This window comes from Rhodococcus sp. P4_E4, assembly GCF_056401575.1.
This window is the reverse complement of record NZ_JBFUJB010000006.1, coordinates 180,362-195,494: the sequence shown is the minus strand read 5'-3', so window position 1 is coordinate 195,494 and position 15,133 is coordinate 180,362. Positions and strand designations below refer to the sequence as shown.

The 15,133-nt window shown below is 63.5% G+C and carries 15 protein-coding genes, 1 tRNA gene and 1 other RNA gene; 11 read left to right on the top strand and 6 right to left on the bottom strand.

Translation table 11 applies throughout. From position 1 onward, the window contains the following. Window positions 1–44 precede the first annotated feature (44 nt). A complete protein-coding gene (gene aceE / locus AC1DVN_RS09680; protein WP_477993751.1) occupies window positions 45–2,900 on the bottom strand; it encodes a pyruvate dehydrogenase (acetyl-transferring), homodimeric type in 2,856 nt (951 codons plus the stop codon). A 380-nt stretch (window positions 2,901–3,280) separates the two neighbouring features. Here aceE and AC1DVN_RS09675 point away from each other — a divergent pair, with 380 nt between their 5' ends. The 6 genes from AC1DVN_RS09675 (at window position 3,281) to AC1DVN_RS09650 (ending at window position 6,304) form a co-directional block, all read left to right on the top strand. Continuing rightward, a complete protein-coding gene (locus tag AC1DVN_RS09675) occupies window positions 3,281–3,694 on the top strand; it encodes a hypothetical protein (RefSeq protein ID WP_229756913.1) in 414 nt (137 codons plus the stop codon). Window positions 3,695–3,871: 177 nt separating this feature from the next. Next, entirely contained in the window at window positions 3,872–4,297 is a 426-nt protein-coding gene (locus AC1DVN_RS09670; protein WP_003941575.1) for a DUF3052 domain-containing protein, read from the top strand. A 35-nt stretch (window positions 4,298–4,332) separates the two neighbouring features. After that, on the top strand, window positions 4,333–4,797 hold the full coding sequence (locus AC1DVN_RS09665) for a peroxiredoxin (protein WP_019748962.1): 465 nt from the start codon (window positions 4,333–4,335) through the stop codon (window positions 4,795–4,797). A gap of 32 nt (window positions 4,798–4,829) precedes the next feature. Beyond that, window positions 4,830–4,901 (top strand) — tRNA-Val (locus AC1DVN_RS09660). Between the two features lie 93 nt (window positions 4,902–4,994). Beyond that, on the top strand, window positions 4,995–5,219 hold the full coding sequence (locus AC1DVN_RS09655; protein ID WP_003941648.1) for a hypothetical protein: 225 nt from the start codon (window positions 4,995–4,997) through the stop codon (window positions 5,217–5,219). Window positions 5,220–5,284: 65 nt separating this feature from the next. Then, the gene (locus AC1DVN_RS09650) at window positions 5,285–6,304 is read left to right on the top strand and encodes a cobalamin biosynthesis protein (RefSeq protein WP_406682412.1); all 1,020 of its coding nucleotides are present in this window, start codon (window positions 5,285–5,287) and stop codon (window positions 6,302–6,304) included. Here the strand turns inward: AC1DVN_RS09650 and AC1DVN_RS09645 are convergent. From AC1DVN_RS09645 to AC1DVN_RS09635, 3 genes are read right to left on the bottom strand one after another with little or no spacing between them, the layout of a single operon-like run. Then, window positions 6,245–7,183 (bottom strand): SURF1 family cytochrome oxidase biogenesis protein, encoded by a 939-nt coding sequence (locus tag AC1DVN_RS09645; protein ID WP_020969922.1) that lies wholly within the window; start codon window positions 7,181–7,183, stop codon window positions 6,245–6,247. The genes AC1DVN_RS09650 and AC1DVN_RS09645 overlap by 60 nt on opposite strands. Window positions 7,184–7,231: 48 nt before the next feature. Further along, window positions 7,232–7,705, bottom strand: coding sequence for a low molecular weight protein-tyrosine-phosphatase (locus AC1DVN_RS09640; RefSeq protein ID WP_477993750.1), 474 nt, complete (start codon window positions 7,703–7,705; stop codon window positions 7,232–7,234). After that, window positions 7,692–8,387, bottom strand: a complete 696-nt coding sequence (locus AC1DVN_RS09635; RefSeq protein ID WP_019748958.1) for an HAD hydrolase-like protein — start codon at window positions 8,385–8,387, stop codon at window positions 7,692–7,694. The genes AC1DVN_RS09640 and AC1DVN_RS09635 overlap by 14 nt, the downstream gene beginning before the upstream one ends. Before the next feature lie 56 nt (window positions 8,388–8,443). On the opposite strand from AC1DVN_RS09635, the gene cobC reads away from it, so the two are divergent. The 4 genes from cobC to AC1DVN_RS09615 all read left to right on the top strand — a co-directional run bounded on the left by cobC (window position 8,444) and on the right by AC1DVN_RS09615 (window position 12,575). Next, window positions 8,444–9,478, top strand: a complete 1,035-nt coding sequence (cobC, locus tag AC1DVN_RS09630; RefSeq protein ID WP_046378731.1) for an Rv2231c family histidinol phosphate aminotransferase CobC — start codon at window positions 8,444–8,446, stop codon at window positions 9,476–9,478. Then, the gene (locus tag AC1DVN_RS09625; RefSeq protein WP_019748956.1) at window positions 9,475–10,608 is read left to right on the top strand and encodes a Nif3-like dinuclear metal center hexameric protein; all 1,134 of its coding nucleotides are present in this window, start codon (window positions 9,475–9,477) and stop codon (window positions 10,606–10,608) included. Before cobC ends, AC1DVN_RS09625 begins: the two co-directional genes overlap by 4 nt. A 108-nt stretch (window positions 10,609–10,716) precedes the next feature. Beyond that, entirely contained in the window at window positions 10,717–11,454 is a 738-nt protein-coding gene (locus AC1DVN_RS09620) for a zinc ribbon domain-containing protein (protein WP_019748955.1), read from the top strand. Continuing rightward, window positions 11,451–12,575 (top strand): bifunctional RNase H/acid phosphatase, encoded by a 1,125-nt coding sequence (locus AC1DVN_RS09615; protein ID WP_019748954.1) that lies wholly within the window; start codon window positions 11,451–11,453, stop codon window positions 12,573–12,575. The genes AC1DVN_RS09620 and AC1DVN_RS09615 overlap by 4 nt, the downstream gene beginning before the upstream one ends. Window positions 12,576–12,604: 29 nt before the next feature. On the opposite strand, the gene AC1DVN_RS09610 is transcribed toward AC1DVN_RS09615, so the two are convergent. Together AC1DVN_RS09610 and AC1DVN_RS09605 are read right to left on the bottom strand one after the other, a co-directional pair. Beyond that, window positions 12,605–13,840: an SLC13 family permease gene (locus AC1DVN_RS09610; protein ID WP_019748953.1), complete on the bottom strand. Its 1,236-nt coding sequence runs from the start codon at window positions 13,838–13,840 to the stop codon at window positions 12,605–12,607. Between the two features lie 28 nt (window positions 13,841–13,868). Then, complete coding sequence (locus tag AC1DVN_RS09605; protein WP_019748952.1) at window positions 13,869–14,396, bottom strand: DUF1697 domain-containing protein; 528 nt, start codon at window positions 14,394–14,396, stop codon at window positions 13,869–13,871. Window positions 14,397–14,450: 54 nt separating this feature from the next. Here AC1DVN_RS09605 and rnpB point away from each other — a divergent pair. Beyond that, an RNA gene (gene rnpB / locus AC1DVN_RS09600) (RNase P RNA component class A) lies at window positions 14,451–14,865 on the top strand. Window positions 14,866–15,133 lie beyond the last annotated feature (268 nt).

The window sequence follows — 15,133 nt, the reverse complement described above, 5'->3', positions numbered from 1 at the left end:
GGGCGTAGGTCTGTTTTCGATCGCTGGGACTGTTGCCCTACGACTTAGGCGCTACCGGTGTCCCCGGTCTGCTCGGGAGCAGCATTCACGTCGTCGATGCGGTATCGGCTCGCTGCTTCGACGGCCTTCGACCGCTCGATCGATCCTTCCTTCGCCAAACCGATCAGCACGGCAACGACGATGGACTCGGCATCGACATTGAAGTAGCGACGCGCTGCAGTGCGTGTGTCGGAGAACCCGAACCCGTCCGTGCCGAGCGTGGTGTAGTCGCCGGGAACCCACTGACGGATCTGATCCGAGACCGCCCGCATCCAGTCCGAAGCCGCGACGACAGGGCCTTGGGCCGAGGACAACGCCGTGGTGACGAACGGAACCGGAGCATCCTCGGATGGATTGAGCAGCGCCTGACGTTCGCATTCGACGCCTTCGCGGCGCAGCTCACCCCAGGACGTGACCGACCAGACATCGGCCGAGACGCCCCATTCGTCGGCGAGCAGCTTCTGCGCACGCAGACCCTCGGGCATCGCGACACCGGAGACGAGGATCTGTGCCTTCGGGCCGGCTGCTTCGGACGTCTTGTAGAGGTAGATGCCCTTGAGCAAGCCCTCGACGTCGAGACCTTCGGGCTCGGCCGGCTGAACGTACGGCTCGTTGTAGATGGTCAGGTAGTAGAAGATGTTCTCGCCACCGAAACCGTCGACGCCCTCGGTGCCGCCGTACATGCGGCGCAATCCGTCCTTGACGATGTGCGCCAACTCGTACGAGAAGGCGGCGTCGTACGTGACAGCGGCCGGGTTGGTCGATGCCAGGAGCAGCGAGTGTCCGTCGGCGTGCTGGAGACCTTCACCGGTCAGAGTGGTACGACCGGCGGTCGCGCCGAGAACGAATCCGCGAGCCATCTGGTCGGCGGCCGCCCACAGGCCGTCGCCGGTGCGCTGGAAACCGAACATCGAGTAGAAGATGTACAGCGGAATCATCGGTTCACCGTGGGTGGCGTAGGACGTGCCGACTGCGGTGAACGATGCCGTCGAACCGGCCTCGTTGATGCCCTCGTGCAGGATCTGGCCGATCGGGCTCTCCTTGTAGGCGAGCATGAGTTCGGCGTCGACGGAGGTGTAGAGCTGTCCGTTGCGGTTGTAGATCTTCAGCGACGGGAACCAGGAGTCCATACCGAACGTACGGGCCTCGTCCGGAATGATCGGCACGATCCGCTTGCCGATCTCCTTGTCTCGCAACAGTTCCTTGAGGATGCGCACGATCGCCATGGTGGTGGCGACTTCCTGCTTGCCCGAGCCCTTGCGGATGACGTCGTACGTCTTGTCCTCGGGGAGCTTGAGCGGAGCAGCGTCGGTGTTGCGGGAAGGCAGGAACCCTCCGAGTGCTTTGCGACGGTCGAGCATGTACTTGATCTCGGGAGCGTCCGCGCCCGGGTGGTAGTACGGAGGCATGTACGGATCCTTCTCGAGCTCGGCATCCGAGATCGGGATGTGCTGCATGTCGCGGAACGCCTTGAGATCGTCCAGCGTCAGCTTCTTCATCTGGTGTGTGGCGTTGCGGCCCTCGAAGTGCTTACCGAGGGTGTAGCCCTTGATGGTGTGCGCCAGGATGACCGTCGGCTGGCCCTTGTGTGCCATGGCCGCTGCGTAGGCGGCGTGGACCTTGCGGTAGTCGTGGCCACCGCGCTTGAGGTTCCAGATTTCCTGGTCGGTGAGGTCCTTGACCAGTTCCTTGGTGCGGGGGTCACGTCCGAAGAAGTGATCGCGCACGAACGCGCCGTCGTTGGCCTTGTACGTCTGGTAGTCACCGTCCGGCGTCACGTTCATCAGGTTGACGAGTGCGCCGTCGCGATCGGCGTGCAGCAGCGCATCCCACTCGCGACCCCAGACGACCTTGATGACGTTCCAGCCGGCACCGCGGAAGAACGATTCCAGTTCCTGGATGATCTTTCCGTTGCCGCGGACCGGGCCGTCGAGGCGCTGGAGGTTGCAGTTCACGACGAACGTGAGGTTGTCGAGGCCTTCGGTTGCCGCGACGTGAGCGAGGCCGCGTGATTCGGGCTCGTCCATTTCGCCGTCGCCGAGGAACGCCCACACGTGCTGATCGGTGGTGTCCTTGATGCCGCGGTCGTTGAGGTAGTGGTTGAACCGGGCCTGGTAGATGGCGTTCATCGGGCCGAGGCCCATCGAGACCGTCGGGAACTCCCAGAAGTCGGGAAGCAGCCGTGGGTGCGGGTAGGACGGCAGTGCGCCGCCGAAGTCGGCGTGGGACTTCTCCTGGCGGAATCCGTCGAGCTGTTCCGCGGGGATGCGGCCCTCGAGGAAGGCGCGTGCGTAGATGCCAGGGGAGGCGTGACCCTGGATGAAGATGTGGTCGCCACCGCCCGGGTGGTCCTTGCCGCGGAAGAAGTGGTTGAAGCCGACCTCGTACAACGCTGCCGAGGATGCGTAGGTGGAGATGTGACCGCCGACGCCGACGCCCGGTCGCTGCGCGCGGTGGACCATGATCGCGGCGTTCCAACGGATCCAGGCGCGATAGCGGCGCTCGACCTCTTCGTCGCCGGGGAACCACGGCTCGTTTTCGGTCGGAATCGTGTTGACGTAGTCGGTCGAGGTGAGCGCGGGGAGTGCGACGTGCTTCTCACCGGCGCGTTCGAGCATGCGGAGCATGAGGTAGCGGGCACGCGTGGGTCCGGATCGATCCAGAAGTCCGTCGAATGATTCGAGCCATTCGGTGGTCTCGTCCGGATCGATGTCCGGCAGGTACGACGCAACACCTTCGCGAATGACGCGAACGCGACCGTCGGTTCCCCCCGGCGTGTTCGACGCGGGCGAACCCGACTCGCCGGCGGCGCCGGAATCGGCGTTCTGCCCGGACGCGGGACCCTGGATCAGGTCAGACAACGTGTGCTCCTCATTGGTTTGGGGACGCGTGGTGGGGCGTCCTTACATAGGTGATCGAGGCCTTGTTAGGTCCGACGCACTTCCATCGTGAATATGGCGCGTACCTCATCTTTCACCATCCCGGTCGGTCCGGCACACCTCGCCTCTGGTTACTCTCGGGTAGCGTTTTTCGGCGTGACGCAGGGGTGTGATGGTTCCCCGTAGTCACAGGCTTGGGGGATCGATCGGAACGTATGAAGGGGTGGGAAAAAATAAACAAAGAAATCAATTACGGCAGGGTCGGGGCGTGGGTCTCGGTCGGATCGATTGCAGTGGGACTGTCGGTGATCGTGGGATGTTCGGCGGCGGTGACCGGATCGGCAGTACCCAATGAAGCGCACGTGGCTGCATACCAATCCGAGGTGAGTGTTTCGATGGCCGCCGCGTCCTCGTCGAAAGCGGCGGCAGATGCGGCAGAGGCAGCTTTCGCGATCTGTGAGGAAGCGGTCTCTCGATCGAAAAACGACGTGGTCGCGTTCAATGCCTACGTCGACGCCGGAAATCATGGTGAGACCGACCTGAGAGCCGAAGCAAGCGCTGCTGCTTCGTCGGCCAGGGACACCGCCTCGTGGTTCGACTCGGTCGCGAGTGAACTTCCGGCGCAACTTTCCGGACTGTTCGACGAATTGGCCGCGAACTTACGTTCATCTGCAGTCGTGATCGAGAGTGATCATTCGGCGGATGAAATCAATTCGATCAGCGATACGAGCAATTCGATTCGCAAGTCGATCTTCGATGAATGTGGATCCCTGTGACCTGCGGTAATCCGCAGGCGTAAGGTTCGCCGTGTGTCAGAAGACGATCTTTGGTGAAAGTTTTCGGCGTGGTCGGCTTGCGCTAACGCCTCAGACCATGTTCGCTTTCCCTAATTGATCGTCAAACGGTAGGTGTGCGGGGTCGCCACACACCATCAACAAAAGGAGGACCCCACCGTGGTCGCCGCGGCGGATGCCCAGAACTACGCTCAGAAACTCGGGATTACCACTGACATGGTGGTGCAGGAACTGGGCTGGGATGAGGATACCGACGACGGCATTCGTGCCGCGGTTGAGGAAACCATCGGCGGGGAAATGCTCGACGAGGATTCCGACGAGGTCATCGACGTCGTGCTGCTGTGGTGGCGCGACGAGGACGGTGACCTGGTGGACGCCTTGATGGATGCCATCGGGCCCCTCGCCGACGAAGGCTTCGTGTGGGTTCTCACTCCCAAGACCGGTCTCGACGGACATGTCGAGCCCAGCGAGATCGCCGAATCGGCGCCGACTGCCGGCTTGACGCAGACATCGGCAGCCAACCTCGGTGACTGGTCGGGAAGTCGACTGGTTCAGCCGAAGGCTCGTCCGGCCAACAAGCGCTGACCCGGCCCTTTCCGCACTTTCCCAAGGAATTGCACATGCCTCTCGAAGTTGGTGCCCAGGCACCGGATTTCACCTTGAAGGACCAGAACAACCAGGAAGTCTCGCTAGCAGATTTCCGCGGTAAGAAGAATGTTCTGCTGGTCTTCTATCCGTTGGCCTTCACCGGGACTTGTCAGGGGGAACTCTGCAAGGTCCGTGACGAGCTTCCGAAGTTCGAGAACGACGACACTGCCATTCTCGCGATTTCTGTCGGTGCTTCGCCGACTCACAAGATCTGGTCAGCTGAGCAGGGATACACATTTCCCTTGCTGTCGGACTTCTGGCCGCACGGTGAAGTCGCTCAGAAGTACGAGGTGTTCAACGACAAGTTGGGCTTCGCGAATCGTGGCACCTTTGTCATCGACAAAGACGGAGTCATTCGTTTTGCCGAGATGAACGGCCCCGGAGAAGCCCGTGACCACGGACTTTGGGCAAACGCGCTTGCCGCGCTAGAGTCTTAGAGCACTCCCGGTGAGGGTCTCACCGGGAGTTCGGGCGTGTAGCTCAGTGGTAGAGCTCTGGTTTTACACACCAGCGGTCGGGGGTTCGAAACCCTCCGCGCCCACCGAAGAATTCAAGCCCCGATCTGCATGTCGACGCAGATCGGGGTTTTTTCATTTTCGGCAACGAATTGTCCGCAATACGCCATCCTGGACGCATGTCCAGTTCTGTGATCGAAGTAGCCGTCGACCCGACGCGCGTGCATCCCACCCGTCCGCACATACATATCGCCGAGATGCCCAGTCTCAGTGTTGCGTTGTTCCCGGGGCAGACGATCCGGGTTCGTTCCCAAAGCGACGCACTGGCGACCGGGATTGCCCGCGTTTGGGAGATCAACCGAATGCACCGCTTGATCTATCTGACGATCGACTGGGACGGCTAGAGATCAGCTCGGGCAGACACGTGACGGTTGGCCAGAGAACGAGCGTGGCTGCTACAACTACGCTCGTGCAAATTTCGGTTCGCTCGTCCCAATCTCGATTCAATGCGCGAGCTGCCGGGATTCTCCTCGGCTTCGTTGCGGATCGGGCATTCGCCGATCCGGGGCGGTTCCATCCGGTCGCCGGCTTCGGAACCGCGGCTATCGCGCTGCAGAAGATGTCCTACCGGGACTCGCGCGCGGCCGGAACACTTCATGTCGCCGTGCTCTTGGCCGGCACCGCAGGACTTGGGCTCGCAGCCGAAACAGCGTCGCGCCGGGCCGGTTGGGTGGCCGTCACGGGTACGACGGCGATAGCTACCTGGGCCGTGCTCGGCGGGACGTCGCTTGCACGCACCGGCATCGACATGGCCGCTCGATTGGAGGCGTCACAGGTCGACGGCGACCTGACGAAAGCGCGTGAGCTACTTCCTTCACTCTGCGGACGCGATCCCTCGGTGCTGGGCGAGGAGGGCCTCACGCGTGCAGCACTGGAGTCGGTTGCCGAGAACACCTCGGATGCAACCGTCGGCGCAGTGTTCTGGGGCGCAATTGCGGGCGTGCCAGGTCTGTTCGTCTACCGCGCTGCCAACACACTCGACGCGATGATCGGCTACCGCTCCGAGAAGTACCTCAGATTCGGGTGGGCTGCGGCGAGGTTCGACGACCTGGTCAACATCGTCCCGGCTCGGCTGACCGGCGCGCTGACGGCTGCGTGTGCACCGGTGGTGGGCGGCTCGGTTCAGGAATCACTGGCAGCGTGGAAACGCGACGCAGCGGCTCATCCAAGCCCCAATGCGGGCGTCGCGGAAGCGTCGGCGGCAGGGGCGTTGGGCATTTCGTTGGGTGGTCGGACCGAGTATGCGCACGGGGTGGAGATGCGTCCCGTCCTCGGCCGCGGGCCTGTCCCGACGCCGAACGATCTGCGCCGCGCGGCGAGGCTTTCGTCGGCGGTGCAGATCAGTGCAGCTGTGGTGTCAGCGGGTATTTCAGCGGGTATTGCCGTATCGATCGGCAAGTTTGGCTTCTTGCGCCGTGAGCGGCACTGATTCCGGCTCCGGCTTCTTGCGACGGCTGAAGGTACGAGCCGGTTCGGCGGGGGGTGCGGCAGGCGCGGACACTGCCGCTTCCGGGGTCGTCTCGGCAGCGGCGTCGTCGGCTGCGAAACCGTCCACAGCTGCTTGAGCTGCCTTTTCCTTGCGACGTTCGCGCCACTCGGCGCGAATGAAGTAAGCCAGTCCGAGCGGCGCCATGATGCCGAACGCCAGCCATTGGAACCCGTACGAGAGGTAGGGGCCCGCGTCGAGTTGGGGGAGCGGGATCGTGCCGAGACCGCCGGGCTGGTCGGGTTCGAGTTGGATGTACGCGTCGATCAGGTCCGTTCCGATGAACTCGCCGATCGGCTGTGCGTCGATGGAGTAGACCTGCTTCGCGCCGTCCTCGAACATCGGAACTCGGCCGGGAGCAGTGCCTTCCGACAGGCGCACACGGCCGTTGAGAGTGACCGGATCGGTCGGCGGCGCAGCGATGGGCGGTGCCTCGGCGCCGTTGATCGGCCGAACGTATCCGCGATTGACGAGGATCGTGCGGCCGTCGTCGAGGCGGAAAGGCGTCAGGATCTCGTACGACGGCGCGCCCTCGATGGACTGCAGGCGGACGAGGATATCGGCGTCGGGCAGATAGGTACCTGCCGCGGTGATGTTTCGCCATTCGTCGTCCGGTGCGATCGTCGAATCGGCGATGACATCACCGATCGGCACGGTCTCCGCGTTGATCGAGTTCGAGATCAGATCATTGCGGTGCTCGGTCTTCGTGTTCTTGCCGAGCTGCCACGGAGCGAGCACGGTGAAGCACAGGTAGGCGAAGAGCCCGACCACAGCTGCCAGTACCAACCAACCGGGCCGCAACAGGAATTTCAGTCTTCGCACACGTCCACGGTATCCGTTGCCCGAACGGGAGTGAATTTTGCTCCGGATTCAGGCTCGCTCGCGGATCCAGTCGAGTATGTCGGGAATGGCCGCTTCGATCTGGTCTCGAACCAGTTCGAAGTCCTCCTGATCCCCGTAGTACGGGTCCGGAACCGATTCTCCGTCCGCCTCGGGGTCGAACGATCGCAGTAGGCGCCGACGCTCGGTGGGCACGCCGAGATGAGCAAGCTCACGTTCGTGCCCGGTGTCGAGGGTGACGACAAGATCGGCGGCGAGATGATCTGCATTGACCTGCGCGGCGCTGTGGCCCGTCGGATATCCGGCCGCTCGGAGCACGACGTTGGTCCGCTCGTCGGCCTCGCTACCGGTGTGAAACCCCTCGGTACCGGCGCTGCTGACACGCACCCGGTCGGCGAGGCCTTCACGGCCCAGATGCGCGAGCAAGATCTTTTCGGCCATTGGTGACCGGCAGATATTGCCGGTGCACACAAACGTCACGTGGAGTGGTTCAGAGGCGGCCATCGAGAAGTCCTCCCAGTTCGGATGCCGACGATACGGAGCGAAACGCTTGCCGCGCTTCCTCGGCGGAACCGTAGCCCCATTCGACGACGACGGTGGGGATGCCGTACTTCGCGGCGCCGAGCACGTCGTGATCACGATCGCCGATCATGAGCACGTCGGGGGTTCCGCCGTCGGCGGCGAGGACGGGAGTGATCCCGAGTGAGGTCAGCGAGTGCGCGATCACATCGGGTTTCGCCCGACGAGTTCCGTCGTCACTTGCGCCGCCGATGAACTCGAAGTGCTCGGCCAGGCCGAAATGCTCGAGGATGCGAATGGCGAATCGCTCCGACTTCGAGGTGGCGACGGCCAGTCGGGTGCCGCTCGCGCGAGCCTTACCCAGGACGACGTCCATACCCTCGTACACCGAGTTCTCCTGCCACCCGGTCGCGTCGTAACGCTCGATGTACGCGGCGATCGCCCGATCCACGTCCGCCGGGGCCATGCCGAGTGACCTGAAGGTATCGACCATCGGCGGGCCGATCACCGATGCCAACATCGCTTCCGTCGGCTCCGGATGGCCGACAGTTGCCAACGCATGTCGGAAGCCGCCGTGAATGCCGGGAGCGGAATCGGTGATGGTTCCGTCCAGATCGAACAGAACTACAGGAAAACGGTCGAGGGGTGGTGTCGTCACGGCACTCATTGTCCCGGACGGCAGGGGTGATGTCCGCGCACGGTGCTCGACCGTAGGCTGACCGGGTGAGTACCGGAACGGTTGACCTGGAGAGCTTGCGACATCACGGAGATGTCGAAGCGGAGCCCGGGTTACTCGATTTTGCCGTCAACGTTCAAGGCTCCGGCCCACCGAAGTGGTTGCGGGATCGGCTGGCCGCAGGGCTGTCGACGCTCGGTTCGTACCCGTCGGCTGCAGCGGAACTGAAAGCCCGCGAAACCGTCGCGCAGCGGCACGGGCGCCGGCCCGAAGAGGTGTTGTTGCTCTCGGGCGGTGCCGAGGGATTCGCGATGCTGCCGCGCCTGGGCTCTCGGTCGGCAGCGCTGATCCATCCGTCCTTCACCGAGCCGGAACTGGCGCTGCGAGAGGCCGGTGTACCGGTGACGCAGGTGATTCTGGAGCCGCCTTTCGAGCTTCGGGCCGCGCAGGTACCAGAATCCGCGGACCTTGTCGTTCTGGGCAATCCGACCAATCCGACGTCCGTGCTTCACCCCAAGGCCGATGTGTTGGCATTGCGTCGGCCGGGCCGGATCCTGGTGGTGGACGAGGCATTCGGCGACGCGATCCCCGGCGAAGCGGAGAGCATCGCAGGTGTCGAGTCGGCGGATGTACTCGTGCTTCGGAGCCTGACCAAGACGTGGGCACTCGCCGGATTGCGGTGTGGGTACGCGATCGGCTCTCCGGATCTTCTCGCTCGACTGGCTCAGGGCCGAGCCCACTGGCCATTGGGCAGTCTGCAGATCGAGGCCATCACGGCGTGCTGCGAACCGTTCGCGGTCGAGCAGTCGAGGATCAAAGCCGAATCGATTGCCGCAGACCGCCGAGACATGTCCCGGCGACTGACCGAGATCGGGATTGCCGTGCACGAACCCGCTGCGGGGCCGTTCGTGCTCGTCGACGTCCGCGACGGCGCCTCGATGCGAGAGCACCTGCGTGCCCGCGGTATCGCCGTCCGCCGGTGCGACACCTTTCCCGGACTCGGGCCCGATCAGTTGCGCGTTGCCGTCCGTCCAGCCGAGCAGGTCTCGGTACTGATCGAAGCGATGAAGGAGATCTTGTGAGCGGCCCAATTCTTGCGGACGTCATAGCCGTGCTGGAATCTGCTTATCCGCCCGCCCTGGCGGAATCGTGGGATTCGGTCGGTCTGGTCTGCGGCGATCCTGCGGACGCGGTGACGAGAGTGGTTTTCGCGGTGGATCCGACCGAGGCAGTGGTCGACGACGCCATCGCCTCCGGTGCCGACCTTCTGGTCGTTCACCACCCACTTCTGCTGCGTGGGGTGGACACCGTCGGTGCTCACACACCCAAAGGTGCGTTGGTCCACAAGCTCATCAAGGCGGGGTGCGCACTGTTCTCGGCGCACACCAATGCGGACTCCGCCGACCCCGGAGTGTCCGACGCGTTGGCGCAGGCCCTGGGCCTGACCGTGCTGCGCCCGATCGAACCCAAGCCGACGCAGCCGCTCGACAAGTGGGTCGTCATGGTTCCGGTGGAGAATGCATCGGCCGTGCAGGATGCACTTTTCGAGGCAGGGGCTGGGCGGATCGGTGACTACAGCCAGTGCAGTTGGACGGTCACCGGTACGGGTCAGTTCTTGCCAGCCGACGGTGCGAATCCGACGATCGGGACTGTCGGCGCTGTGGAGCAGGTTCGCGAGGATCGTGTGGAAGTGATTGCCCCACGCGGAAAGCGAAGTGCGGTGTTGGGCGCATTGCGTGCCGCCCACCCGTACGAGGAACCAGCCTTCGATGTCTTCGAACTCGCAGCGTTCCCCAGTTCGCTCGGTCTGGGGCGGGTGGGTGAGCTCGAGCACCCCGAAACATTGCGAGAGTTCACGGCGCGAGTGGCGCGCTCACTGCCCTCGACCGAGTGGGGTGTTCGCGCTGCCGGAGATCCGGACGCGACCGTTCGTACCGTGGCGGTGTGCGGCGGTTCCGGCGACTCGTATCTGGACGTGGTGGCGGCGCTGGGCGCCGACGTCTACGTCACTGCGGACCTGCGGCATCATCCCGCGGACGAGCATCTTCGTGCCGGTGGCCCGGCACTGGTCGACGTCGCCCATTGGGCTAGTGAATACCCGTGGTGTGCGCAGGCGAAATCGGTGCTCGACGCCGCGTTTGCCGACAATCCGGGGTGGGAAAGCCGGGTTTCGACAATTCGCACCGATCCGTGGTGTTTGAGTGCGCATTAGTGCAGCGCTCTGCAAGGTACGGTTGCACGAACAATTCAAGAGCAGTTCTTCGAGAGCCGTCCTTCGCGAGCACTGCCGACATCGGACTTACAGCAGGAGTTATACAGCGTGAACGTCGAACCACAGGTGCAATCCAAGCTTCTCGACCTCGCCGGGGTGGATGCTGAGCTCACTCGGATCACCCACCGACGCGGAGCGCTTCCCGAGCAGCAGGAAGTCGAACGTCTCGAGGCCGAGCGAATCAGCCGTAAAGATGCGTCCGTAGCCGTCGAAATTCAGATCGACGACATTGATCGCGACATTCGCAAGCTCGAAGGCGAGGTCGACGCGGTTCGTCAGCGCGAGGATCGTGACCGCACTCTGTTGCAGAGTGGGTCGGTCGGGGCGAAGCAGCTCACCGAACTCGAACACGAACTCGGCAGCCTGGTCAGGCGTCAGGGGCTCCTCGAGGACGAGTTGCTCGAAGTGATGGAGCAGCGTGAGGCGTTGCAGGCCGATCACGATCATGCCGGTGCCCAGCTGTCCCAGGCCGAAGAAGAGCTGATCGACGCCAAGCGTCGCCGCGACGACGCCGTCGCCGATCTGGACAAGGCGCAAGAGCGTTGCGCCGCCGATCGTGAACGACTTGTCGGTGAATTCCCCGCCGATTTCCTTGCTGTCTACGAGAAGCAGCGCACCCTGGGCGGACCGGGCGCGGCGCTTCTGCAGGCACGCCGATGTGGCGCTTGCCGGATCGAGATCGACCGCGGCGAGATCTCCCGAATCGCCGCGACACCGGCCGACGTCGTCGTTCGTTGCCCAGAGTGCAATGCAATCATGGTGCGTACCAAGGAGTCCGGTCTGTGACTCCCACGCAGGTCATCGTCGAGGCCGACGGTGGATCACGCGGCAACCCTGGCCCGGCCGGCTACGGCGCCGTGGTCTTCGACTCCACCCGCTCGGTGTTGGCCGAACGCAAGGAAAGCATCGGAATTGCGACCAACAACGTCGCCGAGTACCGCGGGCTGATCGCAGGGTTGACCGCTGCCGGTGAACTCGGAGCGTCGACGGTCGACGTCCGTATGGACTCCAAGCTGGTCGTCGAGCAGATGTCCGGGCGCTGGAAGGTCAAGCACCCGGACATGATTCCGCTGCAGCGACGCGCAGCCGAGTTGGCGACGCAGTTCTCGCGAGTGACCTACACGTGGATTCCGCGCGGCGAGAATTCTCATGCCGATCGTCTTGCCAACGAGGCGATGGACGCTGCTGCCGGCATCGAAACCGCGACCCCCGCACCAGCTGCACCCGCCGCGCCGTCAGAAGAGACGTCGGAACCGCAGATCGCCGGCTCTCCGGGATGGATCGCCACCACCGGCAAGCCGACACGAATGTTGTTGCTACGTCACGGACAGACGGCGATGTCGGTCGATCGCCGCTACTCCGGACGCGGCAATCCCGAGCTCACGGAATTGGGCCGCGCGCAGGCCGCCGGCGCGGCTGCACGCTTCGGGAACCGCGGCGGTATCGACGCCATCGTCTGCTCACCCCTCGGCAGAACCCGTGAGACGGCAGAGGCATCGGCCCGCGTGCTCGGTCTTCCCGTCGTCGAGCACAAAGGTTTGATCGAAACCGATTTCGGCGACTGGGACGGACTCACCTTCCGCGAGGCAGCCGAGCGCGATCCGGACCTGCATCGCGAATGGCTCTCGGACACTTCGGTGCGCCCACCCGGCGGCGAGAGTTTCGACGAGGTACGAGAACGAGTCGTCGCCGCGCGCGACGACCTGATCTCGACCTACGGCGGCGCGACGCTGTTGGTCGTTTCTCACGTCACCCCGATCAAGACGTTGGTGCAACTGGCCCTCGATGCCGGGCCGTCGTTGCTGTACCGGTTGCATCTGGATCTGGCGTCGCTGAGTATCACCGAGTTCTATCCAGACGGGGGAGCCTCGGTCCGGTTGGTCAACGACACGTCACATCTTCGCTGAAAATGCCCCGACTGCTGATCATCCGTTGATCAGATCACCAACCACAGGGCGCTCACGGCGGCGAGCAGCGTCAGTGGCGTCGTGATGACCCCGAGCAGAGTGAACGTCGCCAGCGTGGGCGGTGCGCCCGCGCTGGTGGCAACTCGTCGCCAGAGCATTGTCGCGAGAGAGCCCACGTAGGTGAGGTTGGGCCCGAGGTTGACGCCGATCAACATCGCGAGCACCAGGCCTGGAGGTGCTCCCGTCCCGAGCGCCGCGATCATCAGCAAGGTTGCCGGCAGGTTATTGACGAGGTTGGACGCGAGCGCAGCGACCACGGCGACGAATAGCAGTGATCCGTAGCTGGTGTCGCCTGGCAGGATCTGCGCAATCCATTCTCCCACCGGCCCGTTCGCGACTCCGGCGACGATGATCCCGAGAACCAGGACGAACGCGCAGAACCAGAGGTCGGCAGCGTAGAGCATCTTGGCGGCGGTCGTACGGTGCCGAGCCAGAGCGATCGCTCCCAGAACACTCGCACCCACCACAGCGATCCAGGCGGGTTCGATCCCGAAGAAACCCGAAACCGCGAAACCGACCAGCGTCAGTCCGATCACCGCCAGCGGCAGACTCGGCGCAGGCGAGGAAGTTTTACTTGCCGGTGGCTCTGTGTTTTCCGAGCGGACGAGTTCGGAACGGAAGAACAGTCGGAAGATCAGATATTCGACAGCGATCGTCACGACCCACGGCAACGCCATCAACGCGGTGAAGTGCAAGAACGTCAAACCTGTTGCAGCAAAAGCGATGAGGTTGGTCAGGTTCGACACAGGCAGGAGCGTCGACGCCGAGTTCGACAGGTGCGCACTGGCATACGAATGGGGCCGCGGACTTGCTCCGATGGATCGTGCGGCGGCGATCACTGCGGGTGTCAGAAGTACGACGGTGGCGTCGAGGCTCAGGACCGCCGTGGTCAGGGCAGCCGCGCCGAATACGTAAATCAGCAACCGGTGCGGATCGGCGAGGGATTTTTGCTGCAGGATCTGGCTGACCCAGCGAAAGACGCCGAGAGCGTCCGCGGCATGAGCGAGAACCAGCACGGCAACCAGGAAGACGACGGTGGGTGCCATGCTCGTCAGTTCTTCGCGGGCTTCGTCGAGAGTGACGACACCGGTCAGGAGAACGACGACAGCTGCCGGCCCGGCGATGACGATCTCGGGAAGCCCACGTGGACGCACTATCGCGAAGACGAGGACGACGGCGACGAGCAGGATCGGTAGAAGAGTCACGCGCTGGTGCTCCGTGTCGGGGCAAGCGTCATTTGAGCAGTTTGTAGAGCGTGTTCAGGTTTCGGGTTGTGGTGAACGCCTTGAACTTCGGTTTTCCGGTGTTCCTGCCGAACGCGCTCTTGACGGTCTGCCCCTTCTCGACCTCCCAGTACAGGACTCCGTCGCCGGCCACCACGCGTTCGACCGAGGCATCGAGTTGCGCTGCCGCAGCACTCAATTCCTCGAGGATTTCCGGCTCGGAGGCAACCATCGCGTAAGCATGCCAACCCTCGCGTTCTCGGTCGAACGGGTAGTTGTCCACGATCGCTTGCAGTGTCGGAATGTCGAGGACGAATACCCAAGCCTCGTAGCCGAACTCGCGGGCGAGGGCGGATTCGATCTGTTTCTTCAGCGACGAGATGTCGGTGCTCGGACTGTCGAACAGAACGTTGCCCGAGGCCAGGACGGTTTTCACGCCTTGGAATCCGAGGTCGCCGAAGACTCTCGCGAGGTCCGCCATCTTGATGTTGATGCCGCCCACGTTGATACCGCGTAGCAGGGCCACGTACCGAGTCATAAGGTGACCATAGTGCCGGCCACCGACAGGCGCCCGGTAGCATACGGGGGCGGACGAGTTGGCCGGGCGGCCGCGGCTTCTGGAACCAGCGTGTACCACGCACAGGCCTGGGGCCGAGGAAAGTCCGGACTCCACAGAGCAGGGCGGTTGTTAACGGCAACCCGAGGCAACTCGCGGGACAGTGCCACAGAAAACAGACCGCCTGCCTTTCGAGGCAGGTAAGGGTGAAACGGTGCGGTAAGAGCGCACCAGCACCTCGGGTGACCGGGGTGGCTAGGTAAACCCCGCCCGGAGCAAGGTTGAAGGTCGCATCGCTCGCGGTGCGGCTGCGCAGGTGTTCGAGGGCTGCTCGCCCGAGCCTGCGGGTGAACCGCTCGAGGCACCCGGCGACGGTGTGCCCAGATGGATGGTCGCCACTCGGCACTTCGGTGCCGCAGGACAGGATCCGGCTTACACGCCGACTCGTCCGCCCGTGATCTGCACAGTGAGAAAAAGAAGACCCCCACCGGATCGGTGGGGGTCTTCTTTTGTTCGAAAAGCTGTCAGACAGGCTTGATGACCAGCAGCGTAGCCCAGTACGTTGCCGCGTCATGGCCCATGAGCGGGAGGAGGTAATCGTAAAGAATTGCGGACATGCGCACTCCATTTTCTGTTCGTAGCTTGTGTTGGGCATTCAAGCAGAACTCACCGTTCGAATGTCCGGTTCTCACCTGCCAGGCCAAGTAGAAAGAATATCA

Excerpts from the sequence above, each read along its gene's own strand:
- AC1DVN_RS09635 (WP_019748958.1), bottom strand. The coding sequence starts at position 8,387 with ATGAGTGCCGTGACGACACCACCCCTCGACCGTTTTCCTGTAGTTCTG.
- AC1DVN_RS09640 (WP_477993750.1), bottom strand. The coding sequence starts at position 7,705 with ATGGCCGCCTCTGAACCACTCCACGTGACGTTTGTGTGCACCGGCAAT.
- AC1DVN_RS09605 (WP_019748952.1), bottom strand. The coding sequence starts at position 14,396 with ATGACTCGGTACGTGGCCCTGCTACGCGGTATCAACGTGGGCGGCATC.
- AC1DVN_RS09665 (WP_019748962.1), top strand. The coding sequence starts at position 4,333 with ATGCCTCTCGAAGTTGGTGCCCAGGCACCGGATTTCACCTTGAAGGAC.
- AC1DVN_RS09655 (WP_003941648.1), top strand. The coding sequence starts at position 4,995 with ATGTCCAGTTCTGTGATCGAAGTAGCCGTCGACCCGACGCGCGTGCAT.